The 15342-nt window shown below is 50.7% G+C and carries 15 protein-coding genes; 4 read left to right on the forward strand and 11 right to left on the reverse strand.

Annotated features, from left to right (window positions below; translation table 11 throughout):
- Nucleotides 1-6: 6 nt before the first annotated feature.
- The 9 genes from ACJ8W9_RS06985 to mdh all read right to left on the reverse strand — a co-directional run bounded on the left by ACJ8W9_RS06985 (nucleotide 7) and on the right by mdh (nucleotide 7311).
- Nucleotides 7-1476 (reverse strand): alpha/beta hydrolase, encoded by a 1470-nt coding sequence (locus ACJ8W9_RS06985; protein ID WP_411359156.1) that lies wholly within the window; start codon nucleotides 1474-1476, stop codon nucleotides 7-9.
- Nucleotides 1477-1569: 93 nt separating this feature from the next.
- Nucleotides 1570-1971, reverse strand: coding sequence for a DUF3718 domain-containing protein (locus tag ACJ8W9_RS06990; RefSeq protein WP_411359157.1), 402 nt, complete (start codon nucleotides 1969-1971; stop codon nucleotides 1570-1572).
- A 122-nt stretch (nucleotides 1972-2093) separates the two neighbouring features.
- The gene (gene folA / locus ACJ8W9_RS06995; RefSeq protein ID WP_411359158.1) at nucleotides 2094-2597 is read right to left on the reverse strand and encodes a type 3 dihydrofolate reductase; all 504 of its coding nucleotides are present in this window, start codon (nucleotides 2595-2597) and stop codon (nucleotides 2094-2096) included.
- Between the two features lie 119 nt (nucleotides 2598-2716).
- Nucleotides 2717-3877, reverse strand: coding sequence for an Obg family GTPase CgtA (gene cgtA, locus ACJ8W9_RS07000; protein WP_411359159.1), 1161 nt, complete (start codon nucleotides 3875-3877; stop codon nucleotides 2717-2719).
- 78 nt (nucleotides 3878-3955) lie between these two features.
- On the reverse strand, nucleotides 3956-4213 hold the full coding sequence (rpmA, locus tag ACJ8W9_RS07005; RefSeq protein ID WP_034731445.1) for a 50S ribosomal protein L27: 258 nt from the start codon (nucleotides 4211-4213) through the stop codon (nucleotides 3956-3958).
- A 17-nt stretch (nucleotides 4214-4230) separates the two neighbouring features.
- Nucleotides 4231-4542, reverse strand: coding sequence for a 50S ribosomal protein L21 (gene rplU, locus ACJ8W9_RS07010; protein ID WP_034731443.1), 312 nt, complete (start codon nucleotides 4540-4542; stop codon nucleotides 4231-4233).
- A gap of 181 nt (nucleotides 4543-4723) precedes the next feature.
- The gene (gene ispB / locus ACJ8W9_RS07015; protein WP_411359160.1) at nucleotides 4724-5695 is read right to left on the reverse strand and encodes an octaprenyl diphosphate synthase; all 972 of its coding nucleotides are present in this window, start codon (nucleotides 5693-5695) and stop codon (nucleotides 4724-4726) included.
- Nucleotides 5692-6285, reverse strand: coding sequence for a rhombosortase (gene rrtA, locus ACJ8W9_RS07020; protein WP_411359161.1), 594 nt, complete (start codon nucleotides 6283-6285; stop codon nucleotides 5692-5694). Before rrtA ends, ispB begins: the two co-directional genes overlap by 4 nt.
- Nucleotides 6286-6378: 93 nt before the next feature.
- Complete coding sequence (gene mdh, locus ACJ8W9_RS07025; RefSeq protein WP_411359162.1) at nucleotides 6379-7311, reverse strand: malate dehydrogenase; 933 nt, start codon at nucleotides 7309-7311, stop codon at nucleotides 6379-6381.
- A 175-nt stretch (nucleotides 7312-7486) separates the two neighbouring features.
- Here mdh and argR point away from each other — a divergent pair, with 175 nt between their 5' ends.
- The gene (gene argR, locus ACJ8W9_RS07030) at nucleotides 7487-7954 is read left to right on the forward strand and encodes a transcriptional regulator ArgR (RefSeq protein WP_034731431.1); all 468 of its coding nucleotides are present in this window, start codon (nucleotides 7487-7489) and stop codon (nucleotides 7952-7954) included.
- A 3-nt stretch (nucleotides 7955-7957) separates the two neighbouring features.
- On the opposite strand, the gene ACJ8W9_RS07035 is transcribed toward argR, so the two are convergent.
- Nucleotides 7958-8878 carry a Dyp-type peroxidase gene (locus ACJ8W9_RS07035; protein WP_411359163.1) on the reverse strand — a complete coding sequence of 307 codons (921 nt, stop codon included), beginning with the start codon at nucleotides 8876-8878 and terminating at the stop codon, nucleotides 7958-7960.
- A gap of 142 nt (nucleotides 8879-9020) precedes the next feature.
- Between ACJ8W9_RS07035 and ACJ8W9_RS07040 the strand changes: the two genes are divergently transcribed.
- The 3 genes from ACJ8W9_RS07040 (at nucleotide 9021) to ACJ8W9_RS07050 (ending at nucleotide 12329) form a co-directional block, all read left to right on the forward strand.
- Nucleotides 9021-10814 carry a DUF885 domain-containing protein gene (locus ACJ8W9_RS07040; protein WP_411359164.1) on the forward strand — a complete coding sequence of 598 codons (1794 nt, stop codon included), beginning with the start codon at nucleotides 9021-9023 and terminating at the stop codon, nucleotides 10812-10814.
- A 168-nt stretch (nucleotides 10815-10982) separates the two neighbouring features.
- Nucleotides 10983-11360: a DUF4870 domain-containing protein gene (locus tag ACJ8W9_RS07045; protein WP_411359165.1), complete on the forward strand. Its 378-nt coding sequence runs from the start codon at nucleotides 10983-10985 to the stop codon at nucleotides 11358-11360.
- A 48-nt stretch (nucleotides 11361-11408) separates the two neighbouring features.
- Nucleotides 11409-12329 carry a hypothetical protein gene (locus tag ACJ8W9_RS07050; RefSeq protein ID WP_411360744.1) on the forward strand — a complete coding sequence of 307 codons (921 nt, stop codon included), beginning with the start codon at nucleotides 11409-11411 and terminating at the stop codon, nucleotides 12327-12329.
- 177 nt (nucleotides 12330-12506) lie between these two features.
- Here ACJ8W9_RS07050 and acnB read toward each other — a convergent pair whose 3' ends face one another.
- Nucleotides 12507-15095 carry a bifunctional aconitate hydratase 2/2-methylisocitrate dehydratase gene (acnB, locus tag ACJ8W9_RS07055; protein WP_411359167.1) on the reverse strand — a complete coding sequence of 863 codons (2589 nt, stop codon included), beginning with the start codon at nucleotides 15093-15095 and terminating at the stop codon, nucleotides 12507-12509.
- Nucleotides 15096-15342 lie beyond the last annotated feature (247 nt).

The following is a 15342-nucleotide window of genomic DNA, read 5'->3' on the forward strand; positions in this document are numbered from 1 at the left end:
ACTCTCTTATAATCCTTTGCCGTTACTATTTAGAATAAATGGCTGCGCTTGTTGCTGGTCAAGACAACTGGCGTCGAGCGCATCGAGATCTAGATCTTTAATGAATTGCGCCGCAAGTTTGTTGGCACAAGTGTGGCCGACAATGGTGTGAGCACCACGTGGCGCCACTAGATGCCGACTGTTACTCAAGGTTGCAGCAGCCTCATTCCCCCACGCGACCGGCGTCACAGGGTCAAGCTCACCAGACAGCAACAACGTAGGGGTATCACTGACCACAGGTTCAAACCAGCTCGCCGGACGCTCTGCGGTAGGCCACACCGAACACATCTCGACAAAAGCGTCGCCAGTGCGACTGCCAATAAAGGTGTTATCACCATCCGCCGCAAGCAGTTCAGGAGTGGCGCGCGGTAAATCTTCGCTACACAAGACACTGAGCATCAGCCCCATATATAATTCAGATTGCGCCATGGTGCTGCCGAATAAGCCCATTAACGGCATATAATCGCCTTCAGCTGTACGCTGAATGACAAAGGGCAACATCTGTCGCGTGGTCGGATGATACAAACCGACCCGCATCACCGAGCTAAGGCGTCCGGCTGTCACTAAAATATCCACTGGCTCATTGGTGAGCGGATCACGCACTGTCAACGGAACTGGATTTTGCTCCAGCGTTGCCATCAGTTGTTGATAGGTTTCATCAAGTCGTGGAAATGCTTCGCTACAAGCTGGAGAAGCGGCACAGTTGGCAAGCAACTTGTCGAAGGATGCAGCGCCATGGCGCCCGAACGGACCGACCACTACTTGTACTGGAGCGAGAGCATCTAATACCGCTGCGCGCACAGACTCTGGCGCTTCACGTAAATAAACTAAACCCGCACGGGAGCCATATGAACCACCATAAAGATTGACTTGTTGGTAACCGAGCGCTTTGCGTACCGCTTCAAAGTCGCGAATGGCATTAACGCTGTGATACTGCGTCAAGTCATGCTGGTCTTCATATTGGGCAAGACAGTCGCGTGCAACCTGCGCTAAATCGATGTCGTCGTCAGCTTTAACCAGTTCTTCAACATGGGTCATGTCACATTGCAATGGGTTCGACTTTCCCGTACCGCGCTGATCAATCAACAAGATATCGCGTTGTTGTCGCACGCTGGTGAATATCCGATCAACCATCTGCGCCAAGTCGGTCGCGGCTTGCCCTGGGCCACCGGCGAGAATGAGCAATGGATCCGGACGTTTATTTTCACTAATCGCTGGTAGTACTGCGAAGTGAATACCAATTTTCTGGCCATCAGGTTGCTCATAATTTTCTGGGACTTGTAGTGTTCCGCACTGCACTTGCTCCGAAATACCTTTCAGATAGCATTGTTCAGTTTCAAAATCCGTGACTGATTGTGGTGCTGTGTCCGTTTGTGCGTAAACGCTGCTAGCGAGGGTTGTCGCTAGCAAAGCAAGCGGAGCAATGATGTGTTTCATGCATTGTTATCCAATTGTAACGAATGCGGTTAGTCTATACGCTTCGACCGGATGCTGAAAGAGGGAAAACTGTAAAGAAATGTGGCGTAATGCTTACTGTTCAGGGTTCAGACGCTGTTTTAAAGTTTGGCCAATCGTTGATTGCAACATGTCGCGTTGCTCGGCCCACTCCATATCACCCATTTCTTGCATATCACTTGGGTTAACACTGCGGACGATAAAAGCGCCAATATCGTTGGAGTTATTCTGCATGGCAAACTGAATGAGTGAAGCGCCATTGCAACGGACTTGCGGGTAGACGTCGCGCAGACGCATGCGTAAATCGCGTAGTTTGTGTTGTAAACGCAAGGTATCGTTGTTGCGCACATAGGTACAGAACAACAACGCCAAATCAGACGATTCGAAGGCATTCTTTGCTGTTAGCGCATGTGTTGAAGGCGTCAACATTGCGGCTGTTGTTGCAGCAGCCAACCATGTTGCAATGAATCGCTTCATTAAACATCCTCGGTTTTATGTTTACCGAATCATGCTACCTCGAGCCAAAAGCCCTGACAACGGAATAAATTGTTAAAACCCGCAAGTTCTTTTACGTTTCATTTACAATGAAAACCTTTAAGCTACGCGGTACTGCGCTCATAAACGAGCGTCGCGAAAGCATGGGGGTTATCGCTGTCGGCCAGATGCTCGATTTGCTCACGAACTTCCCAGTTTCCACTTGCATGAAAATCAGGGAACCAGGTATCGCCGTCAACTGCGAGATCGATCTCAGTTAAATACAGGCGTTGTGCGTGCGGTAAAAACTCTTGATACACGTAACCACCACCAATCACCATGAGCTCTTCGCACTCACCCGCTTGTTGCACCGCTTGCTCGGGACTGTTCACCCAGACCACACCTTTTTCATCAGTAAAAGGTTGTTGATGTTTGCGGCTCAAGACAATATTGAGTCGTCCAGGTAATGGGCGACCGATTGATTCATAGGTTGCTCGGCCCATGACGACAGGCTTGCCCATGGTGATGCGTTTAAAGTGTTGGAGTTCGGCTGGTAGGTGCCACGGCATGTCGCCGTCTTTGCCGATGACGCGATCCCGCGCCATGGCTGCAATCAAAGCAATCCGCATAAAAAACCCGTGTTTCGTACGCTCCGCTATTCGATATTCGTGCGCTTCGCTATTCGAACAGTGCGAAGCACGGACGAACAGTGAGGCAGAGCCGAACGCACGAATAGCGAACAACGCTCTTATTTTTGGTAAATGACTTCTACGTCGTAGTCGTCATCGTCGAAGTCATCATCATCGTCATCATCGTCGTAGCCGTCAAGCTGCTCTTGATGATAAGTGTCCCACTTGAATTCTTTCGTTATCGGCGCTTCGTCTTCGATTTCATCGGCTTTCGGTAACTGCTCAAGGTAAGTCATGATGGACTTACAGAGGTCTTCAGTGCCCTTTTTCGCCAACGCCGAGATTTTGTAAACTGGGCCTTCCCAATTCAGTGCGGCTTTGACTTCTGCGAGACGCTCTTCAGCTTCTTCGTCAGTCAGTAAGTCAATTTTGTTGACCACTAACCAGCGTGGCTTGTCTGCCAATTTTGGACTGTAGCGCTCAAGCTCTTGCACAATAGTGACGGCTTGTTCCGCGGGATCGGTGCCATCGTAAGGTGCTAAATCAACGAGGTGCAATAACAAGCCGCAGCGCTCAAGGTGCTTCAAGAACTGAATCCCCAAGCCAGCGCCTTCCGCCGCGCCTTCGATAAGGCCCGGAATGTCAGCAATCACAAAGCTTGCGTGTGGCGCCGGACGCACCACACCAAGGTTTGGTACCAAGGTGGTAAACGGATAGTCCGCGACTTTCGGTTTAGCTGCAGAAACTGAACGAATAAAAGTTGATTTACCCGCGTTTGGCATACCGAGCAGCCCCACGTCGGCGAGCAACATTAGCTCCAGCTTCAATGGGCGAATTTCGCCTGGCGTACCCATGGTTTTTTGTCGTGGTGCACGATTGGTACTGCTTTTGAAGCGCGCATTGCCAAGGCCATGGAAACCGCCTTTAGCGACCATGCGACGCATGCCGTGCTTAGTTAAATCGGCGAGCGTTTCGCCAGTGTCTTGGTCGGTGGCGCGAGTGCCCACTGGCACATAGAGCACCAAGTCTTCACCACGCTTACCGGTGCAGTTCTTGCCCATACCATTTTGACCGCGCTGGGCGCGATGGATGCGTTCGAACTGATAATCGATCAGGGTGTTCAGGTTTTCGTCGGCTTCTAGATAAACGTCGCCGCCATCACCACCGTCGCCACCATCGGGGCCACCTTTGGGGACATACTTTTCCCGTCGGAAGCTAACTGTGCCATTGCCACCGTCGCCTGCTTCAACGCGAATCTCGACTTCATCTACAAACTTCATGATTTCCTACCTACCCGTATAAAAAAACCCCGCCACTGCCGACGGGGTTTCTTTGTTCTTCAGTTAGCGAACTGAGTTTTATTCAGTAACGATGCTAACGTATTTGCGGTTCTTTGGACCTTTCTCCGCAAAAGAAACTTTTCCGTCCGCCAATGCGAACAAAGTGTGGTCACGGCCGATACCAACATTGTCACCAGCGTGGAATTTAGTACCACGTTGACGCACGATGATGCTACCTGCTAATACTGCTTCACCACCGAAGCGCTTTACACCCAGACGTTTACTTTCTGAGTCACGACCGTTTTTGGTTGAACCACCAGCTTTTTTATGTGCCATGTGTCGTTACTCCTTAATTAACCGTTAATACCAGTGATTTTCACTTCAGTGAACCACTGACGATGACCTTGACGCTTCATGTGGTGCTTACGACGACGGAACTTGATAATGTTCACTTTGTCTGCACGACCATGGTTGACTACTTCCGCCTTGATAGAGCCACCAGAAACAAAAGGCGCGCCGATTTTCACGTCGTCACCGTTCGACAGCATTAATACTTGGTCGAACTCAACCACTTCACCAGTGGCCGCTTCCAGCTTTTCCAGGCGGACGATTTGGCCTTCAGTAACACGGTGTTGCTTACCGCCACTTTGGAATACTGCGTACATACTCTTCTCCGATTCACCCTTGCGGGCACGTTAGATTTAAATTAGGGCGCGAATTATAAGCCCCTCTGGGGCTAAAAGCAAGAGCGATATTCGCTATTCGTGATTCGTACGCTGCGCTGTTCGGAGTTGCTCGAACAGAGCGCAGCTCGCACGAACAGAGAGGCTAAGCCGAACGGACGAATCACGAAACCCGATCGATTGCGATGTCGGCGAGGGCGTGCAGCGCATCGCGATGCTGTGATGCCGGTAGCAGTTCCAGCTGCTGCTGCGCCAACTCCGCTTCCGCAAGCGCCCGATCCCGCGTGTAATCCAGCGCTCCGGTGCGACGCATGGCCATGAGAATGGTTTGCAGATGCTCGCGCCCATCGCCCTGCTCTATCGTCTTGCGAATCAGTTGAGATTCCTCATCGTTACCGTGCCACATGGCGTAGAGCAACGGTAGGGTTGGTTTGCCTTCGGCAAGATCATCACCGGCTTGCTTACCCATAACATCGCTGTCGGCGGTGTAATCGAGCAAATCGTCGACCAATTGGAACGCGGTGCCTAGGTGACGCCCATAAGCTGCGAGTGCGTCTTCGACTTGCTGCGACTCGTTCGCAAGCACTGCGCCCAATTGCGTGGCGGCTTCGAATAACTTGCCAGTTTTGCCGTAAATCACGTCAAAATAGCTCGCCTCGGTGGTGTTCGGGTCATTACAGTTCATCAACTGCAAGACTTCGCCTTCCGAGATGATATTGGTGGCATCGGCGAGAATTTTCATCACCTTCATCGAATCCAGCGTCACCATCAGCTGAAATGCACGGGTGTATAGAAAATCCCCCACCAGTACACTGGCTTCGTTGCCGAATACTGCGTTAGCAGTTTCTTTGCCGCGGCGCAATTCTGAAGCATCAACCACATCGTCATGCAACAGTGTGGCGGTGTGAATGAATTCGATAATAGTAGCGAGGGTTAAGTGCCCTGCACCTTCATAGCCAACGGCGCGCGCAGCGGTCACCGCCAGTAGCGGGCGCAACCGCTTGCCGCCACTGTTGACAATATAAAGACCGAGCTGATTGATGAGGGCTACGTCAGACTGGAGTTCACGGCTGATAAGCTGATTGACGCCCTGCATATCGGCCGCCATTAACGCATTGATTTCGGTTAACTTCATGTCACACTTTGGCTGTGGTTTAAGGTTAAGATTTTACAAAGAAACGCTAGTAGAAGTCCAGCCGCGAGGCCACCTGCATGTGCCGCAAAAGCGATACCACTGTCAGCAGGCAGATACAGTAAGTCATAGCCGACCTTGCCGAGCACGCCAACCAGAACTAGGGCTCCGAGCCAGCGTTTGTGCAACACATCATGCAGCGCGCAATAGCCGAACATGCCATATAAAGTGGCCGAAAAGCCGGCATAATACTCAACCGTCGGGTCGAACAGAAACTGTGCGCTCGTTGCGCTAAGCATAATCACCGGCAACCACAACCATGGACGCCAACCCTTTTGGTGATCGACAAATAGGCTCCAGCACACTAATAAACCTAGTAAGTTGAGGCCGAGGTGGGCGCCGTTCCAATGCACCAAGTTGCTGCTGAGCAATTGCCACAAATGCTCGCCGTCACTGATTGCGCTGCGCTGCATGATGAGCGCATCACGCCACTGCTCCGGTAGCAGCATCACGAGGCTCAACAACACTGCAACACTGAGCGTTGGTAGCAGAGCTTCGCGGTCGGTGGGAATGGTCAAGCCAAATAGCTGCATCGGTGCACTCTTAGCTGTTTTGATAGCTGCTTATACAAAAACGCCGGGCGCATAGAGCAAACCCGGCGTCGTTTGGGTGTTAGTCATTCGCTCTTATTGAACGAAGTCTAAACCAGTTTGGATATCGCCTTTAAGGCCGTCCAACATGGCAGCTTTCGCTTTTTCTTCGTAAGCGCTGAGCTCACCGTATGGCAGGATTTCTTCAACACCATTTGGACCCAAACGAACTGGATGCGCGAAGAACAATGCGTCTTGGCCATCAGTTTCAACGTAAGTGCATTCTACAACGCTGTCGTCGCCTTGCAGAGCTTTCACCAGAGACAAGCAGAAACGGGCTGCCGCTTGACCCATTGAAAGCGTTGCTGAACCGCCGCCAGCTTTTGCTTCAACGACTTCAGTACCAGCGTTTTGGATGCGCTTCGTGAGGCTGTCGATTTGCTCGTCTGTGAAGCTCAAGCCGGTTTGTGACAACAGTGGCAGGATGGTGGTGCCGCTGTGGCCGCCGATGACCGGTACAGTCACTTCAGACGGGTTTTTACCGTGCAATTCTGCCACGAAAGTTTCCGCACGAATAACGTCAAGCGTGGTCACACCGAACAATTTGTTCTTGTTGTATACGCCTTTCTTTTCAAGTACGCGCTTGGCAATCGCAACTGTAGTGTTGACTGGGTTAGTGATGATACCAATCGCTGCATTTGGGCAGTTATCGGCAATTGCTTCGATCAAATTAGCAACGATACCAGCGTTGATATTGAACAAGTCAGAACGGTCCATACCAGGCTTGCGTGGTACACCAGCTGGAATCAGTACGATGTCAGCACCGACAAGTGCAGGAGCAAGATCGTCTTTACCGTAGCCTTTCACTTCAACCGCGGTTGGGATGTGGCTGAGATCAACAGCAACACCTGGAACAACTGGTGCGACGTCATACAGCGCTAACTTAGAACCAGCAGGTAATTGGGTTTTCAAAAGTAATGAGAGTGCTTGGCCGATACCGCCGGCTGCACCTAAAACTGCAACTTTCATCTCAGACTCCATCCAGTTATTGGGGAAAATTTAGGTGCCGAAAGACTACTGCAAAACCGCCGAAATTACAACCAGACATAGGCTTGCTTGGCGGCTGAGTCAGCGGCTTGCTAGGCGTTCAGGTTAATTTGCGCTAGACTGCGTGAGTTGTTTATTTCGAGGGGACGATTGAGACATGGCGCACGGCAAACCAGATGCAATGTTAGATGCATTTAAAGCGTTACTAAAAGAAGAACGTTACGGCTCCCAAGGCGAGATAGTAGATGCGTTGAAGGCATTGGGCTTTGACAATATTAGCCAATCAAAAGTGTCGCGCATGTTGAGCAAATATGGCGCTGTTCGAACCCGTAATGCGCGCCAAGAAATGGTTTACTGCTTACCCGCGGAGCTCGGCATTCCCTCAACGCGTGCGCCATTAACGCAATTGGTTTTGGATATTCAGCACAATGATGTCATGGTTATTATCCGCACTTCTCCAGGCGCGGCACAATTAATTGCGCGTTTGCTTGATTCAGTCGGCCAAAAAGAGGGTGTGCTTGGCACTATTGCCGGCGACGACACGATTTTTATTGCACCGGTGAAAGTATCAGAAATCGACTTTACCCTCGCCAAAGTGCGTGAGTTGTTTGAAAACGTCTCTTGAAGCTTAGATTTCGCCCGTAAGGAAATCGAGAGACGGAACGAAATAACAGGCGTTGGTGACCGCTTCGATGTAATCCAGCAAGGGGTCATAATCACCGTTTTCGTCGGCAATATAGCGCTGCTTCAACCATTGGATAACATCGCGCGGCTGCCCCGTAAAGTACATTCCCATGAGACCCTGTTCGCGCATATCTCCCCACGGCATATTCTGCCGCAACATATGCAGAGGCTGCTCTTGGTCATTCTGCAAACGCGCTTTTTGGGTATGTGAGACGCCACTGAGTTGGGCCTCGCTGATACGGTCACCATTGAGCTTTTTTCGACCGATGACTTGTTCTTGCGCTGCTTGATCGAGTTGCTCCCAACGGCGCAGATCATGACGGAATTTTTGTACGAACAAATAGCTACCACCAGCAAATACCGGGTCATCGTCAGCATGAATTAATGCCAACTGGCGTCTTCTGATGCCGCGCGGATTTTCCGGCGCGTCTATGAAGCCGGTGAGGTCGCGACCGTCCATAAAGCGAAAGGTTGGCGTTTGCTCGGTCAACTCGACATCATGGCCAAGCCACTCGAGAATGGCTCTGGCGCTAAAATAGTTAACGTCAAAGCGGTCCGAGCGAATGGTGATGAGTAAATCGACAGGTTCGCGCGGGGCTTGCCGATCACCGTCGCGCAAATCAGGAAAGTTACCAAACTGCGGTGGTCGCTGTTGCGGATAAAGAATGTCCCAATAGTCACTGCCAACCGCCACATAACCTGTCAGTAGCGCTTCTGAGAAACGCTCATCAAGTTCATCAAGCATGGCTGGAATGCGGGCAAGCTTACGCCGAATGCTGATGACATCGTCTGTCATAACGTTCAATTGCAAAGTGATGCCATGTAAACTGGGTTCAGCGTAAATACCTTTCTGCGCTTGCGCCATGAGCTTCCTCAAATGCGGTTATTTCTCGAAGAACTGTGCTAGTTTATCGCAATAGTATTGCAGTGTTAGTTTGCCGTTTTAAACTGTTCAGTCAGTGTAGCAAAGAATATCCGAAAGAAATCAAAAATTATACGGAGTAATTATGGGATTCCCTCAGCGCTTTACGAATTCATTGACGGCCGTTGCTGTGGCCTTGGCTTTAGCGGGCTGCGCGGGTACGCCCGGCTCTGGAACTTCGACTGATGCGCGTGCGGATGCGCCAGTTGCAACTGTTGCCTCTGAAGATGCCCGCTTTAGTGCTATGGCATCGCGTATTTGGGAAGAAATGCAAGACGCCGGTGAGGATACCTCTCGATCGTTACCGAGCATGACACCCGAAGCCTTGGCTGAGCGCGCTGAGCAACAACGGGCTTGGCTCAACGAGTTGCTGGAGATTGACTCAGCAGCACTATCGGCTGACGAATTTATTAATTGGCGTATGCTGACTTACCGTCTGCAAAATGAAGTCGATAGTTACGATTTCAACGAGCACTATATGCCTTTGAATGCGGAAGGTGGATTCCACAGCAACCTGTCATTTATGGTGCGCGGCACCTCGTTTCGTTCCTTGTCTGACTACCAAGATTACGTGGCGAAGTTGAGCTCGATTCCGCGTTATATGCAGGAGCAAACTGCCTGGCTTGAGCGCGGTATGGCTGAGGGCTACACCCAACCGGCCGCGGCAATGGCGGGCTTCGAAGACAGTATTGCTGCTTTTATTGTGCAATCACCAGACGACAGCGTGTTCTTTGAACCACTCGCTGGCGAGCGCCCGCACTTCGTTTCGGCTGCCGAGTGGCAAGCCTTGCAAGATCAGGCACGTTCGGTGATTGACGCTGATGTGCTGCCTGCTTATCAGTCGTATTTTGACTTTATGGTGATGACCTACTTACCCAATTGTCGCGACACCGTCGGTGCATCGTTTTTGCCTGATGGTTTAGCTTATTACCAAAACCGCATCGAACATTTCACCACCTTGTCGTTGACGCCTGAAGAGATTCACGAAAAAGGTTTAGCGGAAGTCGCGCGTATTCGCAACGAAATGGACGTGGTGATTGAGAAAACAGGTTTCGAAGGTAGCTTCGAGGAATTTGTCGACTTCTTACGCAATGACCCACGTTTTTATCCTTCTTCAGCAGAGGAGCTGTTGAAGGAAGCCGCTTATATTTCTAAGCGTATGGACGGTCAGTTGCCGAAATTCTTTAAAACGCTACCGCGCCAGCCCTATGGGGTAGAGCCTGTGCCAGCTGAAATTGCGCCTAAGTACACAACTGGGCGTTATTCGGGTTCCGCACGTGACGACCGCGCAGGCTTTTACTGGGTGAATACCTACGCGTTGGACCGCCGTCCTTTGTATCAACTCGAAGCCTTAACGCTGCATGAGGCCGTGCCTGGACACCACCTACAAATCGCTCTGGCGCGCGAGCTTGAAGGTGTGCCATCTTACCGCCAGCAAACTTACATTTCTGCGTTTGGCGAAGGCTGGGGCTTGTATTCTGAGTGGCTCGGGTTAGAGGCTGGTTTTTACCAAGACCCTTACAGTGATTTTGGCCGCTTAAGCTATGAAATGTGGCGCGCCGCTCGTTTAGTGGTAGATACCGGTATGCATGCCATGGGCTGGAGCCGTGAGCGCGCGATGGACTTTATGGCATCGAACACAGCGTTGAGCTTGCACAACGTGCGCACTGAAATCGACCGTTACATCACATGGCCGGGTCAGGCGTTGTCGTACAAGTTAGGTGAAATGCTGATCAAGCAGTTACGCGCCGAAGCCGAAGACGCCTTGGGTGATGCTTTCGACCTTCGCGAATTCCACCACCAAGTGCTAAAGAACGGCAGCATCCCGCTGGATGTCTTGGAGACGCAAGTCCGCGACTGGATCGACGCACAAGTCTAGTCCCGCCTTTTCGCCATTACAAAAACCAATAGGAGGGGCAGCCCTCCTTTTTTGTGCGCGCTGCAAAAGAATGGGCAGCCCTTTCTTCAGTAATCGCTGAAATCGTTGACATTTTGTGTAGAAACGTCAACTCTTAGGGAAATAACTCGAACAAAAGGAAGAAATGTTATGGAACCTATAAGGGAAGAAGTCATCATCAATGGTCCGAGTGAAGAGGACCGTAACTATGCGATGCTGCTGCATCTTTCTCAGCTCGCCGGGTATCTTATACCACTCGCTGGATTGATTGTCCCGCTGGTGATGTGGCTTATTAAACGAGATACCAATCCCTACATCGATGCCAATGGAAAGGTCGTATTTAACTGGATTATTTCCGCCTTTATTTACGGCGTAATTAGCGTCATCCTGATGGTAATACTTGTTGGCTTTGCAATGGTCTTCGCGTTGGCGATCTGTCACGTGGTTTTTGCCATTATTGGCGCGATTCGGGCCAAAGACGGGATTGTTCAGGACTACCCACTAACCATTAAATTCTTCAAGATTTAAAAATCAAGCTCGTGTCACCGGACCATAGACAACTCGCGGAGGCACAAAGTGAACTTCATCTATCCCAAAGTTTACGCCAATCGAGCGACACGGATTGTTGAAGAGGCGATGCGCAAACTGTCTTTACAGTTTGCGCTTTTACGTCACTTGCGCCCCTTTAGTTACTGGGATGTCTTTTACGGCGACCCCCCGGCAGTCAACACCGACGTATTTCGATTGGTAAGTAATGATGTGCTGCAACGCGTTGATAGCAAGAAGTTTCTCGCGCGCGAGGCGAAGAGGTTGGGTCTGGAAGGACACTTAGTTCCATACACTTTTGAATCTGTTGCTGAAGCCCAGACGTTATCGCGAGACGCTAACTCTATCTGGTTTATGAAGCCCGTTTACGCTACCGGTGGACGGGGTATTGAGTGCATCAGGCATCGCGAACTCAACAGGTTACAGCTCCCCAACCATCACATTCTGCAAACGCAAATTACCGACTTGGAGCTCTTCGACGGGCGCAAATATACAGCACGTGCATACGTGTTTATATTCAATAAGCACGTCTATTGCTTCGATGATGGCTTTGTAATGATTCACGGTGCTCCATTTGACGCTGCCTCAACAGATTTCTCTGCACAAGTGGACCATGCCGACTATTACAAACCCGACGGCTGCGTAAAAATGGCAACGCTCGCTGACTTACCCGACTACCCGGAGAAATTGGCTTCTATTGTTAGTGCACTTGCCCAATTGAACCCCGTGCTCGAGCCCTTAATTACCGCAAGTTCACCCTATCGATACGCGCTGATTGGCATCGACCTGTTGTTTCAACAGCACAATAAAGTGCAAATCGTCGAACTCAACACTAAGGCAAATTTTGTTCACACCGATAGCATCAACGAGCGGCTCAACGTGCCATTTTTTGCAGCGTTTTTATCACTGCTCTACCTGCAAAATTCACATCGACGACTCACCCAAATCTAAAGGCCTGCAACCCCAACCCCCCCCAAGAAAGGGCTGCCCTTTCTAACCCCCAAAACCAGCTAAAAAGGGCTGCCCTTTCTTGGCGCACTTTCTCGGGGCAAAAAAAAGCGCGACCAGAGAGGTCGCGCTTTATACTTAAAACGATATAAATATATCCAAATAGATATATTGCGCCGCTTATGCTACTTCGATGGTCGGGATAATATTCTGTTTCGCAGCAGCTTCTGCGGCACGGAATGCATCCATTTGGTCGAAGTTGAGGTACTTGTAGACTTCGCCAGCCATTGAGTTAATGTCGGCGGCGTATTCCATGTACTCAGCAGGCGTTGGCAGTTTACCAAGAATCGCACCCACGGCAGCGAGTTCAGCTGACGTCAGGTAAACATTGGCGCCGTCACCCAAGCGGTTCGGGAAGTTACGCGTTGAGGTCGACAGTACGGTCGCACCTGGCTCGACGCGTGCTTGGTTACCCATGCACAGTGAACAGCCCGGCATTTCAGTACGCACGCCATTGTTGGCGTAGATGTTGTAGTAACCTTCTTCGCGCAGTTGCGCTTCGTCCATCTTGGTCGGTGGTGCAATCCACAAACGCGTGTTCAGCTCGTCTGAGTTTTTCTCAAGCAATTTACCGGCAGCGCGGAAGTGACCGATGTTGGTCATGCACGATCCGATAAACACTTCGTCAACTTTATCGCCAGCTACTTCGCTCAAAAACTTAGCGTCGTCTGGGTCGTTCGGGCAGCAAACAATCGGCTCTTTAATGTCAGCCAAATCAATTTCGATGACTTCTGCATATTCTGCGTCAGCGTCAGCGCGCATCAGTGATGGGTTCGCTAACCACTCTTCCATTTTCTGAGCACGGCGCTCAAGGGTACGCGCATCACCGTAGCCTTCGTTGATCATCCAACGTAACATGGTGATGTTCGAACGCAGGTACTCAGCAACTGATTCCTCTGACAGGTTAATAGTGCAGCCGGCAGCTGAGCGTTCAGCCGAAGCGTCAGACAACTCAAATGCTTGCTCTACAGTCAAATGATCCAAGCCTTCGATTTCTAGAATCCGACCTGAGAACGCATTTTTCTTGCCGCGCTTCTCAACGGTCAACAAGCCTTCTTTAATCGCAAATGCAGGAATCGCATGCACCAAGTCACGCAACGTAATACCTGGCTGCATTTCGCCTTTGAAGCGCACCAATACTGACTCTGGCATGTCTAATGGCATAACGCCCGTCGCCGCAGCAAACGCCACCAAGCCAGAACCTGCAGGGAATGAAATCCCGAGTGGGAAACGCGTGTGCGAGTCGCCGCCGGTACCTACGGTGTCAGGCAACAACATACGGTTCAACCAGCTGTGGATGATACCGTCACCTGGACGCAACGAAACACCGCCACGGTTCATAATGAAGTCAGGCAAAGTATGCTGCGTTTCGATATCCACTGGCTTCGGATACGCCGCGGTGTGACAGAATGACTGCATGGTTAAGTCGGCAGTGAAGCCCAAACAAGCCAAGTCTTTCAGCTCGTCACGGGTCATTGGACCGGTAGTGTCTTGTGAACCAACGGTGGTCATTTTCGGTTCGCAGTAGGTACCTGGACGTACGCCGTCCATACCACATGCTTTACCAACCATTTTCTGCGCAAGGGTAAAGCCTTTGCCTGAATCAGCTGGCTGTTCTGGCTTCAAGAACAAGTCTGAAGGGCCCATGCCCAAAGCTTCACGCGCTTTCTCAGTCAAGCCACGGCCGATGATCAAGTTAATCCGCCCGCCGGCACGCACTTCGTCAAGAATGACGCGCGATGCGTAGTCGTATTCAGCGATAACTTCGCCCGCTTCGTTCTCGATTTTGCCTGCGTATGGGTAGATGGTAATCACATCGCCCATGTTCATTTTTTCAACGTCTGCTTCGAACACCAATGCGCCTGCATCTTTCATAGTGTTGAAGAAGATAGGTGCGACCTTGCCACCAATACAGATACCGCCAGCACGCTTGTTCGGCGTACCAGGCATGTCTTCACCGATAAACCACAACACTGAGTTGGTGGCTGATTTACGTGAAGAACCGGTACCGACCACATCGCCGACGAAGGCAACCGGATGGCCTTTCTCTTTCAGTTCTTCGATTTGCTTCGCCGCATCCGTTACGCCTTCGCGTGGCATTTTGTACATAGCTTTAGCGTGCAAAGGAATATCTGGACGTGACCAAGCATCAGGTGCTGGTGACAAATCGTCGGTGTTGGTTTCACCGGTAACTTTGAAGACCGTCGCTTTAATCGCTTCAGGCATTTCGTTGCGACTGGTGAACCACTCAGCGTCTGCCCAAGACTCAATCACTTCTTTCGCCAGCGCGTTGCCGGCTTTCATTTTCTCTTCAACGTCGTGGAACGCATCGAACATCAGCAAGGTGTGTTTCAATTCTGCTGCAGCGAGTTCGCCTAATTCAGCGTCATCAAGTAGCTCGACCAAAGTGACAATGTTGTAACCGCCGTGCATATTGCCGAGCAAGGATACAGCTGCATCTTTGCTGATCACTGGGCTGGTCGCTTCGCCTTTAACGATAGCCGCTAAAAAGCCGGCTTTAACATAGGCAGCTTCATCAACGCCCGGAGGCACGCGCTCAGAAATCAGCTCAACGAGAAAATCTTCTTCGCCAGCGGGTGGGTTTTTCAATAATTCGACTAGATCTGCGACTTGTTCTGCTGTTAGTGGCTTCGGTGGGATGCCTTCAGCAGCGCGCTCTTCTACATGCTTACGATAGTCTTGCAGCACAGATTACCTCTACTTTGCTATGCGAGTGAAATTGGGGGTGAAAATTTTGGCGCAATTATAGGGGTTTTGGCGCTGAATTAAAATTCATACGAGCGCATAACAGGTAATCTTTGGCATAAATCACATGAATAAAGCCGTTAACCGTTATTCGTGGTTCGTTAGGGTGAGGTTCATTCGCGCACCCCTATCGATTCACGACTAACGATGTTTACAACTGCTTACACTTGGTTGCGAATGTTCTCGGAAC

Source organism: Pseudidiomarina salilacus (genome assembly GCF_047323925.1).
Lineage (GTDB): Bacteria > Pseudomonadota > Gammaproteobacteria > Enterobacterales > Alteromonadaceae > Pseudidiomarina > Pseudidiomarina salilacus.

What these genes read in the sequence shown, in the direction of transcription:
- ACJ8W9_RS06985 (WP_411359156.1), bottom strand. Translation starts at nt 1,476, where the DNA reads ATGAAACACATCATTGCTCCGCTTGCTTTGCTAGCGACAACCCTCGCT.
- ACJ8W9_RS06990 (WP_411359157.1), bottom strand. Translation starts at nt 1,971, where the DNA reads ATGAAGCGATTCATTGCAACATGGTTGGCTGCTGCAACAACAGCCGCA.
- folA (WP_411359158.1), bottom strand. Translation starts at nt 2,597, where the DNA reads ATGCGGATTGCTTTGATTGCAGCCATGGCGCGGGATCGCGTCATCGGC.
- cgtA (WP_411359159.1), bottom strand. Translation starts at nt 3,877, where the DNA reads ATGAAGTTTGTAGATGAAGTCGAGATTCGCGTTGAAGCAGGCGACGGT.
- rpmA (WP_034731445.1), bottom strand. Translation starts at nt 4,213, where the DNA reads ATGGCACATAAAAAAGCTGGTGGTTCAACCAAAAACGGTCGTGACTCA.
- rplU (WP_034731443.1), bottom strand. Translation starts at nt 4,542, where the DNA reads ATGTACGCAGTATTCCAAAGTGGCGGTAAGCAACACCGTGTTACTGAA.
- ispB (WP_411359160.1), bottom strand. Translation starts at nt 5,695, where the DNA reads ATGAAGTTAACCGAAATCAATGCGTTAATGGCGGCCGATATGCAGGGC.
- rrtA (WP_411359161.1), bottom strand. Translation starts at nt 6,285, where the DNA reads ATGCAGCTATTTGGCTTGACCATTCCCACCGACCGCGAAGCTCTGCTA.
- mdh (WP_411359162.1), bottom strand. Translation starts at nt 7,311, where the DNA reads ATGAAAGTTGCAGTTTTAGGTGCAGCCGGCGGTATCGGCCAAGCACTC.
- argR (WP_034731431.1), top strand. Translation starts at nt 7,487, where the DNA reads ATGGCGCACGGCAAACCAGATGCAATGTTAGATGCATTTAAAGCGTTA.
- ACJ8W9_RS07035 (WP_411359163.1), bottom strand. Translation starts at nt 8,878, where the DNA reads ATGGCGCAAGCGCAGAAAGGTATTTACGCTGAACCCAGTTTACATGGC.
- ACJ8W9_RS07040 (WP_411359164.1), top strand. Translation starts at nt 9,021, where the DNA reads ATGGGATTCCCTCAGCGCTTTACGAATTCATTGACGGCCGTTGCTGTG.
- ACJ8W9_RS07045 (WP_411359165.1), top strand. Translation starts at nt 10,983, where the DNA reads ATGGAACCTATAAGGGAAGAAGTCATCATCAATGGTCCGAGTGAAGAG.